Consider the following 15,620-nt stretch of genomic DNA (forward strand, 5'->3'; position numbering starts at 1 on the left):
ACGTGACATCTGTCTGTGCGCTGCTCGCACGGCGGCGATCGTATTTCTTATTATCGCCCTACAAACGGCTATATACGACATTTCACGAATATTTAGCCGCGAAGCTCCTCCCGCAAAAAACTATCGTTCTAGCGACGACCGTTCCGACAGTGATAGCTTCGGGCATCCCACGCCCATCGAAGCATCCGAGCAGAGGCGGTCGCCCATGCGCCCGAAAGTCCCGTCCCGACGGCGCGGGTTCCGTGTCGTCGCATGGTCGCTCGTCGCGGCCCTGGTCATGGCCGCCGGTCTCGGTGGCGTGGTGCTGTGGCAGCACACGTACGCCATGGTCGAGCAGCGGGTCTCGATCCGTCACGGCGGGCACACGCTGCACGGCGTCCTGACGCTGCCCCGGGACGGCCGCGGACGGCACGGTCTGGTCGTGTACGTCCACGGGGACGGGCCGGTCGACGCCACCCACGGCGACGGGTACAGGCCCCTGTGGGAGGCGAACGCCAAGGCCGGGTACGCCTCCCTCTCCTGGCACAAGCCCGGTGTCGCGGGCGCGCCCGGCGACTGGCTCGGCCAGTCCATGGACGACCGGGCCGACGAGGCCGCCGCCGCGATCGCCTGGGCGCGGAGACGCCCGGACATCGACGGCGACCGGATCGGGCTGTGGGGTGCCAGCCAGGCGGGATGGGTCGTGCCGAAGGTCGCCGCCAGGACGCGGGTCGGCTTCGTCGTCGCCGTGTCACCGGCGGTCAACTGGCTCCGGCAGGGCCGTTTCCACCTGCTCGCGGAGCTGCGGGCCGACGGCGCGTCCCCGGCCGTCGTGAAGAAGGAGGTCGCCAGGAGCGATGCCACCCGGCGGCTGCTGGAGCGCGGCGCCTCCTTCGCGGAGTACGTCCGCGCGATGGACGGTGACACGCGCGGCATGACCGCCGCGCGCTGGGGCTTCGTCGCCAGGAACTACACCGCGGACGCCACGCGGGACCTGCGGGCCCTGCGGGGCGTGCCGGTGCTGCTGGCCCTCGCCGGCCAGGACGTCAACGTGGACACGGCCGACACCGAGCGGGTCTACCGCCAGGTGCTCGGCGCGCAGGGCGCGTTGCGGGTCGCGCACCACCCGGACGCCGGTCACTCGCTGGTCAGGCGGACCGTCGAGCGGTCGGAGCTCAGGACCACGCTCACGGCGCTCTTCGCCCCGCGGGCCCTCTTCGCCGACGGGTTCCTGGACGGCCAGCGGCACTTCCTCCAGGGGCTCGGCCGTTCCACGGCACGGTGAGCCGGGCCCGTGGGTGACGGGTCCGGGTCACGGGGACGCGCGCCGGGAAACCGCGCCGGACGTCGTCCGCGGGGTGTGAGCAGGTGTTTCTCGGACTGGCGTACCAAGAGTGAACCCCCCGGCCATCCCGCACTCCGCGTGAGAGCGCGGTGACATGCTGTTCCCGTTGATCGGATCAGCAGACGGCATCGCCGCGCACGCCCCGGTACCGGCATGCCGGGGCGGGCCCTTCGCGGGGTCCGCAGGGGGAGGCGCGGAGATGCCCCGGGAGGGCGCGCGCATGCAGCAGACAGTCGGCGACGGGGCCCCGGCCGCCGTGGCCCCTCCGCGGAAAGAGGCCGACGGGCGGCGGCGCGTGCCGCGGCACGTGGCCTGTGTCATGGACGGCAACGGGCGGTGGGCGCAGTCGCGCGCCCAGCCGCGCACCTTCGGGCACAGCGCCGCCGAGGCGGCCGTGATCGACGTCATCGAGGCGGCCCGGTCGGCCGGCGTGGGATGGCTGAGCCTGTACGCGTTCTCCACCGAGAACTGGGGGCGGCCCAGCACCGAGGTCGACTTCCTGATGCGGCTGGTGCGGCGCGTGGTGCGCAAGCACGCGTTCTTCCTGCACGCGCGCGGCATCCGCTGCCGCTTCCTGGGCGTGAGCGATCCCCGCATCCCCGCCGAACTGGCCCAGGACTTCGCCGACTTGATGACCCTGACCGGCGACAACCGGGGCATGACGCTGACCGTGGCCTTCGACCACGGCGGTCGCGCGGACATCGTCGCGGCGGCGCGCTCGCTCCTGCGCAGCGGGACCCCGGCCGAGGCCGTCACCGAGCAGACCTTCGCGGACCACCTCCCCTACCCGGACACGCCCGACGTGGACCTGGTGATCCGCACCTCCGGGGAGCAGCGCATCTCCAACTTCATGCTGTGGCAGGTCGCGTACGCCGAGTGGGTCTTCCCGCCGGTCCTGTGGCCCGATTTCCGCGCTTCCCACTTCCTCGAGTGCCTGCACGCCTACCGGTTGCGCGACCGCCGCTTCGGCGGCGTGCTGCCGGACGAGATCGGAGCATCCCGACCATGACCCTCCAGGACGACACGGACCCCACCCGCCCCGACGGCGCCCCCTTCCGCAGCGGGCCCGTGGCGAGCCCGGACCCCCGGTTCGGCTCCTTCTTCGACGACCCCCGGTGGGTCCTGGCCATGATCCGGGCGACGGTGCTGGAAGCCGCGCACCCGGCGATCGGGGCCGCCCTCATCGAGAACTCCACCTTCGTCGCGCACCCCTGGCGGCGGCTGCGCAACACCTACCTGAGCATGCAGCGCATGGTCGGGGCCGACGGGCCGACGCGGGAGCGGGAGGCGGCGCGGCTCAACCGCATGCACGCCCGCCTCAAGGGGACCGACGCCCGGATGCGGCCCTACGACGCCATGGACCCCGACGCGCGCGCCTGGGTGGTGGCGACCCTCTTCGAGAGCTCGGTGACGATGTTCCGGCTGAGCGGGCAGCCGCTGGAGCAGGAGTTCATGGAGGAGCTGTACGCCGAGTTCCGGGGCACGCTCACCCTGATGGGCGACGAGCCCGGGCATCTGCCGGAGACCCTTGCCGCGTTCTGGCCGTACTACGACCGGGTGGTGGCCGAGGAGTTGGAGAACACGGAGGCGATGCGGGTCATCCTCTACCGGCTCTTCGACCACCTCCCCGCTCCCCCGCTGCTGAGCGGCCTGCCCACGCTGTGGGCGACCGGCCGGGCCGTCGTCGCCCCGGTGGTGGGGGCGATCGCGGTGGCCTCACTGCCGGAACCGTTCCGGCGTCGCGCGGGGCTGCCCGAACTGCCGGGCGCGCAGACCCTGATGCAGGGCGCCTATCTGGCGGTCGGGCTCGCCCGGTTCCTGCCCGCGCGCTGGATCGCGCCCGAGAACGTCATCGACCTGCTCTCGCTGACGCCGGACAGCGACGATCCGCGGGCCAGGACCCTCGCGGCCGTGCGCTCCCGGATCAAGCGGGCCGGTGCCCTGGTCCGGCTGGTCTCCCCGCTGCCCGACCCGCCGAAGCCCACCGGGTACGCGACGCCGCCGACCGCGCGGGCGAACGCGCACCGGCAGGAGACGGAGGAGTTCTTCCGGCAGGTGCTGGACCAGACCGGCAACGGCTCGCTGGACTGGCCGGACCTCGCCGCGATGGCCCGCGAACTGGCCAGCCGGCTGGACCTGGACGAACCCGAGGAGACCCGGCTGTACCAAGCCTTCGCCGACTGGTGGCGCGAGCTCCAGGCGGCCCTGGACACCGACGGCGACGGCAGCGTCAGCGCCGAGGAGTACGCCGCCGCCGCGCCCTCCCTCGCGGGTCCCGCGCTCATCAGGGTCGCCGAGGTCCTCTTCGACGTGACGGACAAGGACGGCAGCGGTCACATCGACGCCGCCGAGTACCGCGCGCTGTTCCGCACCGCGTTCCGCCGCGACACCGCGCCCGCCGCGGGGGCGCCGGGGGCGACGTACACCCGCAGTGCCTTCGTGAAGGAGTTCCTGGCGTTCATGTCCGGCCGTCAGCGCACCACCCCGTTCGACCCGCTGCTCGCGGAGGCGTGAGCAGGGCGCGGACACCGGGGCCCGGGGCCGCCCGGCCGGGCGGCCCTCAGGCGTCGCTCGCGGGGGAACCGCCGGAGAGGCTGTCGGCGAGGCGGGCGAGCAGGGCGGCGAGGTGGTCCCGGTCCCGGGCGCCGAGTCCGGCGAGGAGCCGGCGCTGGTTGTCGAGGTGGGCGGCGATGAGTTCGTCGGTCAGCGTGACGCCCTCGGGGGTGAGCGTGATGAGGCGGCTGCGCGAGTCGGCCTCGGACACCGTCCGGACGACCAGGCCCCGGGACTCCAGGCGGTCGACGCGCTTGGTGATCGCGCCGGTCGTGACCAGGACCGTCCGGCTGAGGTCGCCCGCCGACAGCGCGTAGGGCTCACCGGAGCGGCGGAGTGCGGCGAGCACGTCGAAGTCGCCGTTGCCCAGGCCCGCGGCGGCGAAGGGCGGGCGCAGCCGCTGGTCGAGGTCGTCGGCGAGGCGGAAGAGACGGGACGTGACGAGCATGGGCGTCACGTCCAGGTCGGGGCGCTCGCGGTGCCACTGTTCGACGATGGCGGTGATCGGGTCTTCCGGCATGCCTTCACTCTATCTTCCACGGATGATAAAACATCTTCCATGGAAGATATAACCGTGCCCGGAACCGCCGGGACCGCCGAACCCGCCAGAGCCGCCGAATCCGCCGACGGCACCGCGTCCGTCCGTGCCGGTACCCGCCGACGGCTCGTCTCCGCGAGCCTGGTCGGCTCGGTCGGGGACGGCATCTACGTTCCGCTGACCATGCTGTTCGTCCATTCGCTCACCGGACTGTCGCTGACCTCCATCGGCACCGGGCTGACGATCGCCGGGCTCGGCGCGCTGGCGTTCATGCCGACCGCGGGCATCCTCATCGACCGGTTCGGCGGACGCCGGGTGCTCATCGGCGTGCTCGCGCTGCGCGCGCTCGGCTTCGCCGCCTACCCCCTCGCCGGCTCCTACCCGGCCTTCCTGGGCATCGCCCTGGTGGTCGCGGTCGGCATGTGGGCCTCTTCGCCCAGCCAGCACGCGCTGATCGGGGACCTGGCCCAAGGGGCCGAGCGGGACCGGCTGCTGGCGTGGGACCGGAGTCTGCGCAACGCCGGGATGGGGTGCGGCAGCCTGGCGGCGGCGGGCATGCTCGCGTTCCGGGGCACCGCCGGTTTCGTCGTGGCGGCCGAGGCGCTGGCCGTGGTGTTCGCCGTCGCCGCGTTCCTGGTGTCCCGCCTTCCCGACGCCCGGGCCGGTGCGCCCGCTCCGCGCTCCCGCGAGGGGTACCGGCAGGTGCTCGCCGACCGGCCCTACCTGCTCGTCACCGGCGCCAACTTCCTGATCGCCTTCGGGTACACCGCCCAGGCCATGGCCCTGCCGGTCTTCCTCACCCGTGACGTCGGCCTCCCCGACGCCCTGGCGGGGGCCGTCTTCGCCCTCAACACCGTGCTGGTCGCCGCGGCCGGGGTGCCCGTCGCACGTCTGACCCTGCGCGGCAGGCGCACGCGCGCCGCGGCGCTGGGCGCGGTCGTCTTCGCGCTGTCCTTCGGGGCGTTCGCCCTCCTGCCCCGGCTCACCGGCGGCTCCGGGGCCCTGGTGGCCGTGCTCGCGGTCGCCGTCCTCTACACCGCGGGCGAGCTCATCCACTCCGCGCCCTCGCAGGGACTGTCCGTGCAGGCCGCGCCCGACCGCCTGCGGGGCCGGTACCTGTCGGTGTACCAACTGTCCTGGTCGCTCTGCCGCACCGTCGCGCCGATGCTGCTGGGGTTCCTGCTCGACGCGCGGCCGTGGCACCTGTGGTCGGTGCTCGCGCTGCTGGTGCTCGGCGGGGCGGCGATCCTGCTGCGGGCGGAGCGGTCGTTGCCGGTGCACGCGGTCGGCACCGGCAGCGTGCGGCAGACGGTCGCCGCCCGTGGTCCCGGCGCCGGGAAGCCGTCGCGCACGTGAGCACGGGGCCGGGCCGGCCCCGTGCACGGGAGTCGGCGGGGCCCGTCAGCCCCCCAGGGGGCCGCCGATGGAGCCGGGCGCGGCGGGCTGGGCGCGCCGGGGCAGGGGCGGCAGCTTCACGGTCCTGCCGTGGGCGGTCAGGTTCATGGTCGTCTCCACCTTCGCCGCGCCGAGGTCGCAGCTCAGACCGATGCGGGCGATCCGGCCGTCCTCGGTGACCCAGACGTCGGCGAACGCCGCCAGGTTGTCGCCGGCTGCCTTCAACGGACCCTCCATCAGCGCGCGCCGCTCCCGCGCCATCCGCAGCAGCAGGGCATCGGCGTTCAGCCCGCCCCGGTAGTGCGTGGTCGCGACGCCGTCGATCTTCTGCGGGCCCACCTCGGTGACCTGGTGGGCCATGGCCACCTGGCGCAGCACGTGTTCGGGGTCGTTGAGGGGCGCGCGCATCAGGTAGTGCGCCTCGGCCTTGTCCCGGGCGGTCGAACGCCAGGCGGTGTCGCCGGACCGCTCGGTCGGCATCCGTACGTAGACGGTGTCCCCGTCGAAGATCTCGTCCAGGGGCACCGCCTTCCCGGTCCGGGCGCCGGTCTGCGACAGTGCGGCCTTCAGGGTGCCCTTGTCGGCCTTCATGTCGAAGGCCCCCTTCACCGTGATGGTGAAGTCCTGGCCGCTGCCGACCAGTCTGATGGCTTCGTCGATGCGGGCCGTGGTCTTCCCGGCGGCCTCGACCGCGGCGCGCACCGCGGCGGCCGGGTCGGCGGTGGGGGCGGGGGACGGGGTCCCGGCGGAGGACGTCTGCCCGGCCCGCCCTCCTGACGCGGGCGCCGTGCTGTCCGTACCGGCAGAGCAGGCCGTACCGAGGACGGCCAGGGCGCTGATGCCGCTGATGCTGATGAGACGGGCTGAACGCCGCATGGAACTTCCCCGTTGGTGCTGATGGGGCAAGGCGGAGTCCCCCCTTGCACTAGAACAGAGATTCTATTGCGTCGGGAGGGCCGAATTCGCCGGTCGACGCGGTGCGTTGGACGCACACCGCGGCGGCCGCCGCCCGGACGGCGGCACGGGGCGGCGGGAGGGGTGTGGACGACGTCGATTCGCGGGCAGGCGTGTTCGTACACGCGACGAAAGGAAACCCGACCATGGCTCGTACCATTGGCCGTCTCTTCGCGGACACCCTTGAGGAGCTCGGTGTCCGGCACGTCTTCGGAGTGGTCGGTGACGCGCTGAACCCGCTCACCGACGCCATCCGGACGTCGGAGTCCGTGTCCTGGGTGGGATGCCGGCACGAGGAGGCCGCCGCCTTCGCGGCCGGGGCGCAGTCGCAGCTCTCGGACACGATCGGCGTGTGCATGGGCACGGTCGGGCCGGGTGCCGTGCACCTGCTCAACGGGCTGTACGACGCGGCCAAGAGCGGCACGCCGGTGCTGGCGATCGCCGGGCAGGTGCCGCTGGCCGAGGTCGGCACCGACTACTTCCAGGAGGTCGACAACGACCTGCTGTTCAAGGACGTGGCGGTGTTCCGGGCCACGGTGACCTCGCCCGAGCAGTTGCCGGGGCTGCTGGAGGTGGCCGTGCGCACCGCGATCGGCCGGCGGGGCGTGGCCGTGCTGACCGTGCCCGGCGACATCGGTGACAAGGAGCTGCCCGCCGACCGGCCGCTGCGGCTGTCCCTCGTCGGTTCCGGCAACCGGCCCGACGACCCCGCGCTCGACGAGGCGGCGCGCCTGATCAACGCGAGCGGTGACGTGACGCTGCTGGTGGGACGGGGCGCGCGGGAGTCCCGCGCGGACGTGCTGGCCCTGGCCGAGCGGCTGGGCGCGCCGATGGTCCTCACGCTCAAGGCGAAGGAGGGCTTCGAGGGCGACAACCCCTACCAGGTCGGCCAGACCGGGCTGATCGGCAATCCGGCGGCGGCCTGGGCGATGGACCACGCGGAGACGCTGGTGCTGCTGGGGACCGACTTCCCGTACCGGGACTGGTATCCGGAGGGCAAGAAGGTCGTCCAGGTGGACCGGGTGGCGGAGCACATCGGGCGGCGGGTGCCGGTCGACGTCGGGCTCGCGGCGGACGTGGGGCCGACCGTGCGGGGGCTGCTGGAGCGCGTCGAGGCGCGCAAGGAACGGGAGCATCTGGAGTCGGCCCGCAAGAAGTTCCTGAAGTGGCAGGAGGGACAGGCCAAGCTCGCCGAGCCCGGGCACGACCGGGGGCTGGTGGGCAGGATGCGCTCGGCGTTCGACAACCGGGACCACCTGGTGCGCCCGGAGGCGCTGGCCGCCGCGATCGACCGGGTGGCGGCCGACGACGCCGTGTTCACCTCGGACACCGGCATGGCGACGGTGTGGCTGTCGCGGTTCGTCGAGATGCGGGGCTCGCGCCGGCTGCTCGGTTCGTACAACCTCGGGTCGATGGCGAACGCCATGCCGCAGTCGATCGGCGCGCAGTTGCTGGACCGGGACCGGCAGGTCGTGGCGTTCTGCGGGGACGGCGGGCTGTCCATGCTGCTGGGGGACCTGATGACGATCCGCACCGAGCGGCTGCCGGTCAAGCTCGTCGTCTTCGACAACCAGCGGCTGGGCATGGTGAAGCTGGAACAGGAGCAGGCCGGGCTGCCCGAGTTCGGCACGGTCCTGGACAACCCGGACTTCGCGGCCGTGGCGCGGGCGCTGGGCATCACCGGCATCCGGGTGGAGCGGGCCGAGGACCTCGCGGAGGGGGTGCGGCGGGCGTTCGAGGAGCCGGGGCCCGTGGTGCTGGACGTGCTGACGAACCCGGAGGAGGTCGCGGTGCCCGCCAAGCCGACCGTGCAGCAGGGCTGGGGATTCGCGATCGCGAAGGTCCGGGAGAACCTGGACAGCTCGGGCTGAGCGTAGTCCCGGGGCCGGGCCGCGCGTCATTCCAGCAGCAGCCCGCGCACGGCGTCCTCGACCGGGCCCCTGGTCGCCGGGTGCCCGGCGGCGGCGTCCTCGCCGAGGCGGTCCAGGTCGTCGGCGATGGTCCTGTTCCGCTCGAAGAGCTCGACCACCCGGGGATTGATGTACGAGGCGCGGCACACGGCCGGGGTGTTGCCGAGGTAGTGGCTCACCTCGCGCACCACCCGGGCCACCGCGCGCTTGCGGGCCGCCGGGGACAGGCGTCCGGCCCGCACCGACACCGCGAGTCCCACCGCGGCGAGGACGGTGGCGTGCCAGGTGCGGAAGTCCTTGGCGGTGATGTCCGTCCCGGTGAGCTCGCGCAGGCAGGCGTTCAGGTCCGCGCTGGTGACGTCGTGCCAGGCGCCGCCCTGCCAGTACCGGAAGAGCTGGCAGCCGTCGGAGCGCCGCCGCAGCAGGGCCCGTACGACGTCGTGGGCGGGGGCGTCCACCAGGGCGCGCACCTGCCAGTTGGCGCCCTTGCCGGGGTAGGAGAACGCGATCTCGCCGCGGCGGCACTCGACGTGCTCGGGGAGCATGGTGGTGAGTCCGTACGTCTCGTTGGCCCGGGCGTAGGCGGAGGTGCCGATCCGGAAGAAGCCGAGGTCCAGCAGCCGTACCGCGCAGGCCAGGACCCGCTCGCGGGACAGCCCGCGGCCCGCCAGGTCCTCGGCGACGCGTTCGCGGAGCTGCGGGAGGGCGGCGGCGACCTGGAGGACGTGTTCGTGCTTGGACTGCTCCTGCCGGGCGCGGAACTCCGGGTGGTAGAGGTACTGGCGGCGGCCCGCGGCGTCGGTGCCCAGCGCCTGGACGTGGCCGTTGGGCCAGGGGCAGATCCAGACGTCCTGCCAGGCCGGCGGGATGGCCAGGGCCTGGATCCGCTCCTTGTGCGCGGGGTCGGTGAGGGGGGCGCCGGTGGCGTCGAGGTAGCGGAAGCCCCGGCCGTGGCGCACGCGGCGCCAGCCCGGGGCGTGGGTGTCGGAGGTGCGCAGACGCATGGCGGGTCTTCCCTGTGGTCGGTCGTTCGTGCGGGGGCCCGTTCGTACGGGGGGCCGTGCCTGCGGGACCCGTTCGTACGGGGGGTCGTTCGTACGCAGGTCCGGAAGAGTCGCCGTGCCGGGCCTACCGGGAGGCGGGGTCCGTGCCGGCGTCGAGTTCCGCGAGTCCGGTCTCCCAGCGGTGGCGGCGTTCCTCGTCGGTCTGCTCCCACCAGGGGGTGCCGCGCTCGCCCAGGGCCACCTTGGCGCTCTGCACCCGGGCGCGGGCGGCGCGTTCGGCCGCCGCGTCCTCGGCGCGCAGGGCGGCGCCGACGGCGCGGCGCGCCGCCATCAGGTGGTGGCGCAGCCGGTCGGCGACGTCGGCCGGGAGTTCGGGGTCGGTGGCCCGCCAGCGGCGGCCCTTGATGAGGACGTAGCGGCCGTCGGGAGTGTGCGGCGGCGGGGCGGGTTCGGTGGTGCTCACGGGTCACCGGTTCCCGTTCGCGCCCCGAACCAACCACGGACACCCACCGGGCAGGTGAGCCGGGTGCGCGGGCCGGCCGCGCGCGGGAACCCGCCGGATGCCCTCCCGGGGCGGAGTCAACGGCACAAGGGCTGAATCCAGGTGGCGCGGCGTGCCATGCTCAGGGCATGACTGACCGCGATGAGCCGGGAGCGGCTCCGTCGAGTGTGGACGGCTGGAGCGCCGTGGACGGCGATCCGGTGTTCGCCGCCGGCCGCTGCCTCGTGCCCCGGGTCCGCACGGCGGAGGACGACGGCGCCTTCGCCGTGCCCGCGTCCGCGGTGCAGGAGATCCTGAACGCGCTGCCCGGCTCGGCCACCTTCCTGCTGCCCGTGCGCGGGTCCGACGGCGCGGTCGTCGACTTCCGGATCGCGGCCGCTTCACCCGATGCGGTCGACATCGGGTCCCGCCGGGGCCCGGAGATGGTCGGCCTGAGCGTGCTGGAGACGTATCCCACGGTGGCGCAGAGCGAGCTGTGGCAGGGGTACCTCACGGCATTGGAGGGCGGCGGGCGTTACGAGAGCAAACCGTTCGAGTACGAGGAGGTGCTCGCCGGCATCCCGCACCGGTCGCGCTTCACGGTGCGCGCGGCGGCCTGCCGGGGCGGTCTGCTGGTCTCCTGGGTGCGGCTGGACACCGGGGAGCGCGAGCAGCGGCGGCTGACGGTGATGCAGCGGCTGGCCGGGATGGGGTGGGCGGACTGGGACCTGGTGCTCAACGAGATCACCTGGTCGGACGAGGTCTTCGCGGTCTTCGGCCGGGACCGCTCGCTGGGTCCGCTGACGTTGCGGGAGCTCCCCGGGTGCGCCGTGCCGGAGGATCTGCCGGGGGTGGCCGAGACGGTGCGGCGGCTGCTGGGCGGGGGCGCCGCCGTCGACCACACGTTCCGCGTCACCACGCCCGGCGGGGAGACCCGGCACGTGCGGATCGTCGCGGAGGCGGAGCTCGACGCCCGGGGGGCGCCGGTGGAGGTGCACGGGTTCTTCCAGGACCGCACCGCGGTGTCCCGGGCCGCGCAGCAGGTGCTGGAGCACCAGCAGGCGGCCTCCGCCCAGCGCAGTCTGCTGGCCGCCGAGAAGGACCTCGCCGCCCGCCTCCAGCACGCCCTGCTGCCGCTGCCGAAGCAGTCCCTGCGCCTGGCCGGGCTGACGGTGGACGTGGCGTACCACCCCTTGCAGGAGGGGCTCAACGTGGGCGGCGACTGGTACAGCGCCATCGAACTCCCCGACGGCAGCGCCCTGCTGGTGGTCGGCGACGTCGCCGGGCACGGGCTGGACGCGGTGGCCACCATGGCGCAGTTGCGCTTCACCGCCAAGGGCATGGCCATCACCGGGACCCCCCTGCCGGAGATCCTCACCCGCCTCAACACCTTGCTGCTGCACACCTCCGGGCGGAACTACGGCACGGCCACGATGATCATGGGCCGGTACGATCCCGCCACCGCCCGGCTGACCTGGGTGCAGGCCGGGCACCTGCCGCCGCTGCTGCTGCGCGCGGGCCAGCCCCGCTACCTGCCGGTCCCCCGCGGCATCCTGCTCGGGGCGATGGCGGCCCCCTGCTACGAGGAGGCCACGCTCCAACTGCTGCCCGGCGACCACCTGCTGCTGTACACGGACGGCCTGGTCGAGGTGCCCGGCCGGGACATCTACGAGGGGCTCGCCCGGCTGGCGCGCGCCGCCGCCGACCAGGTGGGCAACGACCGCGTCCTGGACGCGCTGGTCGGTCCTGAGTCCCGGCACGACGACACCTGCGTGCTGCACGCCGCGCTGTGACCGCGGCCCTATGAGGCCGCCTTCTCCCGCCTGCGGTCCAGGCGGGAGACCACGGGCCCCGACGTGACGCCGTGCAGGACGACGGAGACCAGCACGGTGAAGGTCACCACGGCCCACAACTCGCTCTCGGGCACCGGGAAACCGGTCTGGCCCAGCGCGTAGGCGAGGTAGTAGAGGGAGCCGATGCCGCGGATGCCGTACCCCGCGACGACCCAGCGTTCCACACCGCGCGGGCTGCCGCCCAGCAGGCCGATCCAGCCGGTCAGGGGGCGGATCACCAGCAGCACCGCGAGTGCGACGAGCGCGCCGCGCCAGGTGAGTCCGGCGAGGCCGCCGGAGGCGATGTAGGCGCCGACCAGGAACAGCACCGCCGCGGTGAGCAGGCGCTCGACCTGTTCCACGAAGTCGTGCAGGACGTTGTGGTAGCCGTGGGAGCGTTCGGCCGCCCGGATGGTGCAGGCGGTGGTGAACACGGCCAGGAAGCCGTAGCCGCCGGCGAGTTCGGTCGTGCCGTACGAGAGGAAGGTGGCGCCCAGCGCGACGAAGCCCTCGCGGTGGGCCGACAGGCGCAGCACCGAGGAGCGGGGCCGGAAGAACAGCCAGCCGAGCAGACGGCCGACGAGGACGCCGCCGAGGACGCCGACCGTGCACTTGACCAGGACGTCCTGGAGCGCCCAGCCGCCGATCCAGCCCGCCGACCAGCCGCCGCCCGCGGCGGCGGCCAGGGCGACCGCCGCGTAGACGAGGGGGAAGGCGAGACCGTCGTTGAGGCCCGCCTCGCTGGTGAGGGCGAACCGCACTTCGTCCTCGTCGTCCTCGTCCGACGTGGGCTCCCCCACCCGCACCTCCGCGGCGAGGACGGGGTCGGTGGGGGCGAGGACGGCGGCCAGCAGCAGGGCCGCCGCCGGGGGCCAGTCCAGCAGCCCCCACGCGAGGAGGGCGGTGACGGCCACGGTCAGCGGCATGGTGATGCCGAGCAGCCGCCAGGTGGTGGACCAACTGCGGCTTCCCACCGGCCTGTTGAGGGCGAGACCGGCGCCCATCAGCGCGACGATCACGCCGATCTCGGTGAGGTGCTCGGTGATCTGCCGGTCGGCGACCGGGTCGATCGCCGGAAGCTGAAGGGGCAGCAGGTACACGCAGAAGCCGCCCGCCAGGAAGATCAGCGGCAGCGACACCGGCCGCCCGGCGAGCGCGCGGGGCAGCACCCCGGTGAGCAGCGCGCCCACGCCCGCGCAGGCGTACACCCCGTCGGTGAGGGTCACATGGTCTCCGTCCTCGGCTCGCCTCCCGCCAGGCCGGTCACCCGGGCGTGGACTCAAGTTCGACGCTACGCCTTCGTCCGCCCGCTCCCCCGCTCACGGATGCCGTGCGTCGCGTGTCGTGATCGTCTTCCTCCTGCCGCCGGTTTCACACGTATGTACGCGAAATCCGCCCCGCGTGGGACGGCGGGCCGGGCCCGGGTCCCGGCGGGGGCACAAGCCCGCGTTATGCCCAGTCGTTAGTACCCGACGCCCCCTGCCGTCGCGCACCCTGGGGCCGTCGACCCCCACGCGCACGCCACCCTCGGCGTGTCCCCACGAAACGAGGAACCATGAAGATAGCCCGGCTGGTGCCCACCGCCTTGGCCGCAGCGGTCTCCGTCATCGCCCTGCTGTCCCCCACCGCCACCGCAGCTCCGACCCCGTCCGCCACGGGCACCCAGCCGATCATCGGCGGCGGTTACGCCTCGAACGCGCCGTGGGCCGCGCGGCTCTTCTCCAACGGCAGAGAGACCTGTTCCGCGACGATCATCGCGCCCACCTGGATCCTGACCGCCAAGCACTGCGTCTCCGGCGGCGGCCTCTCCTTCCGCATCGGCAGCCTCGACCAGCACAGCGGCGGCACCACGGCCAACGGCGCCCAGACGTACACGCACAGCTCCGACCTGGCCCTGGTGCGGCTGGACCGCTCGGTGTCCGGCACGTACTCGCGGCTCGGGCAGCCGGGTTCGGTGTCGGTCGGGCAGAGCGTGCAGGTCTACGGCTGGGGCGCCACCTCGCAGTGCGGCTCGGAGATCAACTGCCAGTCCCGGATGCTGAAGGTCGCCAACGTGACCGTCACGGGCGGTTGCAGCGACGCCTACGGCGGCTCGGCGATCTGCGCCCGCCGGGGCAACGGCATCACCGCGGGCGGCGACTCGGGCGGCCCGATGATGGCCAACGGCAGCCAGGTGGGCGTCGCCTCCACCAGTGACCGCCAGACCACGACCGCGTACACGAACGTCACGGCCTACCGGTCCTGGATCCGCTCGGTGGCGGGAGTCTGACCTCTCGCCGCGCGCAGTGCCGCCGCCGGGCGCTCCCCCGCCGGGCGGCGGCGTCGTGCCGGGGCCCGGCCGCTCAGGTCGCCGCCTTCTCCCCCCGCCCGCCCGGTCCCCCTAACGGCGGCAGGTCGGGGCGGCGGATGCGGGAGCCTATTTGGCGGGCCGTCGGGAGCACCGTGTCGACCCCCAGACGCACGACGACGACCAGCGTCGTGACGCCGAGGGCGGCGCCCGGGGCGTGCAGTCCCGGCAGGGCGAGCACGCCCGCCAGGAGCAGCGCGGCCAGGGTCGTCGCGACCGCCCCGGCCAGGGTGACGCGCAGGTGGACGTACGAGAGGTACTCGGCGGTCGGCCGCCCCGACCGGATGCCCGGGACGAAACCGCCCTGCCGTTTCATCCGGTCCGCGATCCCGACGGCGTCGAACCCCAGTGCCCCGCGCAGGAACACCCCCACGAGGACGACCAGGGCGTACGCCGCCACCAGCCAGGGGGCCGGCGGGGCGGGCAGCAGCAGGAGCAGCGAGCCCAGCAGCATCGCGTCGAAGCCGCCCCTGCCGCCGTGGATCGGGACGTACGCCGTGGTGCCGCCGTACGCCCTGCGGCCGATCATGCGTTTCGCGTACTGGACCGGGACGCGGCGCACGCTGTGGCGGACGGTGACGACCAGGGCCGTGGCGAGTGCCAGGGCGAGCAGGAGGGACAGGGGGGCGACCGCCCCGGCCCAGCCGCCGTGGGCGCGGGCCACCTCCCGGACCTGGCCGGGGAAGACCGCCGCGACCTGGGCGAGGAGCAGGAGGGACAGGCCCTCGCCGAAGCCGCGGTGGGTGATCGTCGCGCTCAGCCACAGCACGACGGCGGTCCCGGCCGTCAGGCAGGCCACCAGGGTGATCTGCGTGAGCGCGCCGGTGTCGCGCAGGACGTCCGTGCCCGCCCCGGCGAGCGGGGGCCGGCCGTCGACGGCCATGCGCACGACCAGGACGGCGGACCCCGCGCCGAGCAGCACGGCCACGTACCGGGCGTGACGCGCCAGCAGCGCCTCCCCCGCCCGGCCCGCCTCCGCCGCCGCGCGCAGGCGCGGGAGGAGGATCCCGCCGAGCACCAGCACCCAGTGCGCGGCGATCATCGGCAGGACGCCGAACGCGAAGACCGAGAGGTTCGCGAGGCCGCCGCCGGTGAGCAGGTCGAGGAGGCCGGGGAGTCGCCCGTCGGGCCGGTCGGCCGCCGCGACGGCGGTGACGTCGACGCCGGGCAGCGGCAGGTGCTGGCCGAGGCGGAACAGCAGGACGGCCAGCAGCGTGACGAGCAGCCGCCGGCGTACGTCGGGCATCGTGAAGACGCGCGTGAGCAGCATCGTGTCCCCCTC

Annotated in this window: 13 protein-coding genes; 7 read left to right on the forward strand and 6 right to left on the reverse strand. The window is 73.8% G+C overall.

Going from position 1 to position 15,620, the window contains the following annotated elements; genetic code table 11:
• The first annotated feature begins 205 nt into the window (after nucleotides 1-205).
• The 3 genes from ACIP93_RS25575 to ACIP93_RS25585 all read left to right on the forward strand — a co-directional run bounded on the left by ACIP93_RS25575 (nucleotide 206) and on the right by ACIP93_RS25585 (nucleotide 3,838).
• On the forward strand, nucleotides 206-1,264 hold the full coding sequence (locus tag ACIP93_RS25575; RefSeq protein WP_345227365.1) for a serine aminopeptidase domain-containing protein: 1,059 nt from the start codon (nucleotides 206-208) through the stop codon (nucleotides 1,262-1,264).
• Between the two features lie 379 nt (nucleotides 1,265-1,643).
• A complete protein-coding gene (gene uppS / locus ACIP93_RS25580; protein WP_380837151.1) occupies nucleotides 1,644-2,333 on the forward strand; it encodes a polyprenyl diphosphate synthase in 690 nt (229 codons plus the stop codon).
• The gene (locus ACIP93_RS25585; protein WP_401762005.1) at nucleotides 2,330-3,838 is read left to right on the forward strand and encodes an oxygenase MpaB family protein; all 1,509 of its coding nucleotides are present in this window, start codon (nucleotides 2,330-2,332) and stop codon (nucleotides 3,836-3,838) included. The genes uppS and ACIP93_RS25585 overlap by 4 nt, the downstream gene beginning before the upstream one ends.
• Nucleotides 3,839-3,884: 46 nt before the next feature.
• Here the strand turns inward: ACIP93_RS25585 and ACIP93_RS25590 are convergent, their stop codons facing one another.
• The gene (locus ACIP93_RS25590; RefSeq protein WP_345227373.1) at nucleotides 3,885-4,397 is read right to left on the reverse strand and encodes a MarR family transcriptional regulator; all 513 of its coding nucleotides are present in this window, start codon (nucleotides 4,395-4,397) and stop codon (nucleotides 3,885-3,887) included.
• Nucleotides 4,398-4,436: 39 nt separating this feature from the next.
• On the opposite strand from ACIP93_RS25590, the gene ACIP93_RS25595 reads away from it, so the two are divergent.
• Entirely contained in the window at nucleotides 4,437-5,771 is a 1,335-nt protein-coding gene (locus ACIP93_RS25595; RefSeq protein ID WP_401762007.1) for an MFS transporter, read from the forward strand.
• Nucleotides 5,772-5,816: 45 nt separating this feature from the next.
• Here ACIP93_RS25595 and ACIP93_RS25600 read toward each other — a convergent pair whose 3' ends face one another.
• The gene (locus tag ACIP93_RS25600) at nucleotides 5,817-6,686 is read right to left on the reverse strand and encodes a hypothetical protein (RefSeq protein ID WP_401762009.1); all 870 of its coding nucleotides are present in this window, start codon (nucleotides 6,684-6,686) and stop codon (nucleotides 5,817-5,819) included.
• 224 nt (nucleotides 6,687-6,910) lie between these two features.
• Between ACIP93_RS25600 and ACIP93_RS25605 the strand changes: the two genes are divergently transcribed.
• The gene (locus ACIP93_RS25605; protein WP_401762011.1) at nucleotides 6,911-8,635 is read left to right on the forward strand and encodes a thiamine pyrophosphate-dependent enzyme; all 1,725 of its coding nucleotides are present in this window, start codon (nucleotides 6,911-6,913) and stop codon (nucleotides 8,633-8,635) included.
• A 26-nt stretch (nucleotides 8,636-8,661) separates the two neighbouring features.
• Here ACIP93_RS25605 and ACIP93_RS25610 read toward each other — a convergent pair whose 3' ends face one another.
• Together ACIP93_RS25610 and ACIP93_RS25615 are read right to left on the reverse strand one after the other, a co-directional pair.
• A complete protein-coding gene (locus ACIP93_RS25610; RefSeq protein WP_401762013.1) occupies nucleotides 8,662-9,678 on the reverse strand; it encodes a DNA topoisomerase IB in 1,017 nt (338 codons plus the stop codon).
• Nucleotides 9,679-9,802: 124 nt separating this feature from the next.
• Nucleotides 9,803-10,141 carry a hypothetical protein gene (locus ACIP93_RS25615; protein WP_401762014.1) on the reverse strand — a complete coding sequence of 113 codons (339 nt, stop codon included), beginning with the start codon at nucleotides 10,139-10,141 and terminating at the stop codon, nucleotides 9,803-9,805.
• A gap of 167 nt (nucleotides 10,142-10,308) precedes the next feature.
• Here ACIP93_RS25615 and ACIP93_RS25620 point away from each other — a divergent pair, with 167 nt between their 5' ends.
• Nucleotides 10,309-11,952, forward strand: coding sequence for a PP2C family protein-serine/threonine phosphatase (locus ACIP93_RS25620; RefSeq protein WP_401762016.1), 1,644 nt, complete (start codon nucleotides 10,309-10,311; stop codon nucleotides 11,950-11,952).
• A gap of 8 nt (nucleotides 11,953-11,960) precedes the next feature.
• Here the strand turns inward: ACIP93_RS25620 and ACIP93_RS25625 are convergent, their stop codons facing one another.
• On the reverse strand, nucleotides 11,961-13,217 hold the full coding sequence (locus ACIP93_RS25625; protein WP_401762017.1) for a cation:proton antiporter: 1,257 nt from the start codon (nucleotides 13,215-13,217) through the stop codon (nucleotides 11,961-11,963).
• Nucleotides 13,218-13,546: 329 nt separating this feature from the next.
• Here ACIP93_RS25625 and ACIP93_RS25630 point away from each other — a divergent pair, with 329 nt between their 5' ends.
• Nucleotides 13,547-14,260 (forward strand): trypsin-like serine protease, encoded by a 714-nt coding sequence (locus ACIP93_RS25630; protein WP_345227388.1) that lies wholly within the window; start codon nucleotides 13,547-13,549, stop codon nucleotides 14,258-14,260.
• A 73-nt stretch (nucleotides 14,261-14,333) separates the two neighbouring features.
• Here ACIP93_RS25630 and ACIP93_RS25635 read toward each other — a convergent pair whose 3' ends face one another.
• Nucleotides 14,334-15,608 carry a hypothetical protein gene (locus ACIP93_RS25635; protein WP_401762019.1) on the reverse strand — a complete coding sequence of 425 codons (1,275 nt, stop codon included), beginning with the start codon at nucleotides 15,606-15,608 and terminating at the stop codon, nucleotides 14,334-14,336.
• Nucleotides 15,609-15,620: the final 12 nt, after the last annotated feature.

Origin of the sequence: Streptomyces sp. NPDC088745 (assembly GCF_044751045.1) — a bacterium.
GTDB lineage: Bacteria > Actinomycetota > Actinomycetes > Streptomycetales > Streptomycetaceae > Streptomyces > Streptomyces cremeus.